Source organism: Umezawaea sp. (assembly GCF_036375055.1).
Classification (GTDB): Bacteria; Actinomycetota; Actinomycetes; order Mycobacteriales; family Pseudonocardiaceae; genus Umezawaea.
This window is the reverse complement of record NZ_DASUSQ010000009.1, coordinates 1-4,428: the sequence shown is the minus strand read 5'-3', so window position 1 is coordinate 4,428 and position 4,428 is coordinate 1. Positions and strand designations below refer to the sequence as shown.

Sequence of the window (4,428 nt, the reverse complement as noted above, 5' to 3'; positions counted from 1 at the left end):
GAGCTGCTGGAGCACTCCCCGGTGTTCGCGGCGCGGATGGCGGAGTGCGCGGGGGCGTTGGCGGAGTTCGTCGACTGGAACTTGATCGCGGCTCTGTCGGACGCGGAGGCGTTGGAGCGGGTCGATGTGGTGCAGCCGGTGCTGTGGGCGGTGATGGTGTCGCTGGCGGAGGTGTGGCGGTCGCTGGGTGTCGAGCCGTCGGTGGTGGTGGGCCACTCGCAGGGTGAGATCGCGGCGGCGGTGGTGGCTGGGGCTCTGTCGTTGGTCGACGGTGCTCGGGTGGTGGCGTTGCGGTCGCGGGCGATCCTGGGGATCGCTGGTCGTGGTGGCATGGTGTCGGTGGCGCTGCCCGCCGACGAGGTCCGCACGTCGATCGACCGGTGGGCGGGCCGGGTGTCGGTCGCGGCGGTGAACGGGCCGTCGGCGACCGTGGTGTCCGGCGACGTCGACGCGCTCGACGGGCTGGTGGCGGCCTGCGAGGCCGACGGTGTGCGGGCTCGGCGGGTCGCGGTGGACTACGCGTCGCACTCGGTGCACGTGGAAGCGCTGCGGGACGAGCTGGCGACCCTGCTGGAGCCGGTGCGGCCGGTGGCGCCGCGGGTGCCGTTCTACTCGACCGCGGACGTCGGGTACGTGGACTCCGCGACGCTGGACGCCGACTACTGGTACCGCAACCTGCGGCGGACCGTGGAACTGGAGTCGGCGATCGGAGCGCTGGCCGCCGACGGCGTCGGCGCGTTCGTCGAGGTGAGCGCTCACCCGGTGCTGACGGGCGCGGTGCAGGACTCGGCGCCCGCCGCCGTGGTCGCCGGATCGCTGCGGCGCGGAGAGGGAGGCCGGGAGCGGTTCCTCACCTCGGCGGCGGAGCTGTGGGTGCGCGGTGTCGCGGTCGACTGGACGCCCGTGGTGGACGGCGGACGCCGGGTCGGGCTGCCGACGTACGCCTTCCAGCGCGAGCGGTTCTGGCTGGAGTCCGGGACCGGTGCCGGCAACCTCGGCGCCGCGGGCCTCGGCGGGGTGGACCACCCGCTGCTGGGTGCCGCCGTCCGGCTCGCGGACGGGCACGTCGTGCTCACGGGACGGGTCTCGTCGTCGTCGCACGCCTGGTTGGCCGACCAGGCCGTGCAGAGCGCGGCGTTCGTGGAACTGGCCGTGCGGGCGGGTGACGAGGTCGGCTTCGACCTGGTCGAGGAACTGGTGGTGCACGCGCCCCTGGCGCTCTCCGAGGAGGGCACCCTGGTGCAGGTCGTGGTCGGCGAGGACGGCGCGGTCGCCGTGCACTCGCGGCCCGAGGGCGCGGACGTGCCGTGGGAGCGGCACGCGAGCGGTGTGCTGGCCGGAGCCGTCGGCGCTCCGCGCTCCGCGGACCGGGCGGTGGACGTCGCGCCACCGCTCGACGTCGACGCGAGCCGGTTCGGGCTGCACCCGGCGCTGCTGGCGGCGGCGCTGCCGGACGACGGCCGGATCGCGCTGACGTGGCGGGGTTTCCGCCTGCACGCGTCGGGCGCGGACGCCGTCCGAGCCGACCTGTCCACCGTGGACCGGTCGACCGTGTCGGTCGTGCTGGTCGACCCGGCGGGCACCCCGGTGGCGGAGGCGGACGCGGTGGTCCTCGGCGAGCCGTTCGGCACCGGTCGGGCGCACCGGGACTCGCTGTTCCGGGTCGACCGGGCCGAGGTGCGGCTGCCCGCGGCGGGCGTGGAGTTCGTCGTGCTGGGCGAGGACCCGTTCGGGCTGGCGGGACCGGTCCACCACGACCTGGCGTCCCTGCCGGACGCGCCGGGCACGGTGCTGGTGCCGTTCACGGACGTGCACGGCGGTGGTGCCGACGCGGTGCACCGGTCGGTGCGGCACGCGCTCGCGCTGGTGCGGGAGTGGCTCGCCGACGAGCGGTTCGCCTCGTCGAGGCTGGTCTTCACGACCAGCGGCGCGGTCACCGGCGACGACCTGGTCAACGCGCCGGTGTGGGGGCTCGTGCGGTCCGCGCTCGCGGAGCACGCCGACCGGTTCGGGCTGCTGGACCTGGCCGACGCGACGCAGGCGTCCCTGGTGCCCCGAGCGCTCGCGGCGGGCGAGTCCGAGATCGCGCTGCGCGACGGGACCGCGACCGCGCCCCGGCTGGCGCGCGCCGAACCCGGCCAGGCCGAGGTCGGGTTCCGGCCCGGCGGCACCGTCCTGGTGACCGGCGCGACCGGCGGGATCGGCGAGCTCGTCGTCCGGCACCTGGTGGAGCACCACGGCGTGCGCCACCTGCTCCTGCTCAGCCGGAGCGGACCGGCCGCGCCCGGTGCCACCGAACTCCTCGCGGAACTGGCCGACCTGGGCGCGTCGGTGGTCCTCGAAGCGTGCGACGTCGCCGACGTCGCCGCGCTGCGGGCCGTGCTCGACGGCATCCCCGCCGAGCACCCGCTGGACGCGGTCGTGCACGCGGCCGGTGTCCTCGACGACGGCACCGTGGAGTCGCTGACGCCGGAGCGGGTCACGCCCGTGCTGCGGCCGAAGGTCGACGCGGCACTCGCCCTGCACGAGCTGACCAGGGACCTGGACCTGTCGGCGTTCGTGCTGTTCTCCTCCGTGGGCGGTCTGTTCGGCACCGCGGGCCAGGCGAACTACGCCGCCGCGAACGTGTTCCTGGACGCGCTGGCGCTGCACCGGCGGGCGCTCGGGCTGCCCGCCGTGTCGCTGGCGTGGGGCCTGTGGGCGCGGCGCAGCGGGATGACCGGCCACCTGACCGAGACCGAGCTGCGCCGGATGTCCCGCGACGGTGTGCGTCCGCTGTCCACCCAGGACGGTCTCGCGCTGTTCGACGCGGCGCGCAGCACCGGGGACGCGGTGCTGGTCACCGCGAACCTGGACCTCCCGGCGATGAGCGGGACGTCCGCTCTGGTGCGCGGTCTCGTCCGCGGCACGACCCGGCGCGCGGTGGCGGGCGGGTCGTCCGCCGGAGCCCCGTCGCTCGCGGGCAGGCTCGCGGGCCTCACCGCCGAGGAGCAGGACGAGCTGCTGGTGGACCTCGTGCGCACGCACGCCGCCGTCGTGCTCGGACACCCGTCCGCGGACGGTGTGGAGGTCGGGCGCGCGTTCAAGGAGCAGGGCTTCGACTCGCTGACCGCGGTGGAGCTGCGCAACCGCCTGGCCACCGCGACCGGGTTGAGGCTCTCCGCCACGCTCGTGTTCGACCGGCCGACGCCCCGCGCGCTGGCCGACCACCTGAAGGCACAGCTCCTCGGCGAGCAGCGGGAAGCTCCGGTCGCGGTCACCGCCACCACCGACGAGCCGATCGCGATCGTGGGGATGAGCTGCCGGTTCCCCGGTGGGGTGCGGTCGCCGGAAGACCTGTGGCGGTTGTTGGTCGAGGGTGGTGACGCGGTGGCGGGGTTCCCGGACAACCGCGGTTGGGACCTCGACGGGCTGTACCACCCGGACCCCGACCACGACGGCACGTGCTACGTCCGCGAGGGCGGTTTCCTGCACGAGGTGGGTGACTTCGACGCGGGGTTCTTCGGGATCTCGCCGCGTGAGGCGGTGGCGATGGACCCGCAGCAGCGGTTGCTGCTGGAGGCGTCGTGGGAGGCGCTGGAGAACTCGGGCATCGACCCGACCACCCTGCGCGGCAGCCGGACCGGCGTGTTCGCGGGCACCAACGGCCAGGACTACGCGGCCCTGCTGGCGAACACGGCCACGAGCGACGACGGCTACCTGATCACCGGCACGTCGGCGAGCGTGGTGTCCGGCCGCGTGTCCTACGCCTTCGGCCTGGAAGGTCCGGCGGTCACCGTGGACACGGCGTGCTCGTCGTCGCTGGTCGCGATGCACTGGGCGGCGCAGTCGCTGCGGCAGGGCGAGTGCACGATGGCACTGGCCTCCGGCGTGACCGTGATGTCGACGCCCGACGCGCTGATCGCGTTCAGCCGTCAGCGCGGGCTCGCGCCGGACTCGCGGTGCAAGGCGTTCGCCGCGTCGGCGGACGGAACCGGCTGGGGCGAGGGCGTCGGCGTGCTGGTGCTGGAACGCCTGTCCGACGCCCGCCGCAACGGCCACGAGGTGTTGGCGGTGGTGCGCGGTTCGGCGGTGAACCAGGACGGCGCGTCCAACGGCCTGACCGCGCCCAACGGGCCCTCGCAGGAACGGGTGATCCGGCAGGCCTTGGCCAGTGCGGGTCTGTCCACGTCGGACGTCGATGTGGTCGAGGCGCACGGTACGGGCACGAGGTTGGGTGATCCGATCGAGGCGCAGGCGTTGTTGGCGACCTACGGGCAGGACCGGTCGACGCCGTTGTTGCTGGGGTCGGTGAAGTCGAACATCGGGCACACTCAGGCCGCCGCGGGTGTGGCGGGTGTGATCAAGATGGTCCTCGCGATGCGGCACGGTGTGGTGCCTGCGACGTTGCACGTGGACGAGCCGACGCCGCAGGTGGACTGGTCGGCT

Annotated in this window: 1 protein-coding gene; it reads left to right on the top strand. The window is 74.5% G+C overall.

The features are described 5' to 3' along the window. Positions 1 to 4,428, top strand: a 4,428-nt coding sequence (locus VFZ92_RS02915) for an SDR family NAD(P)-dependent oxidoreductase (protein WP_330874095.1), incomplete at both ends; no start/stop codon positions are given.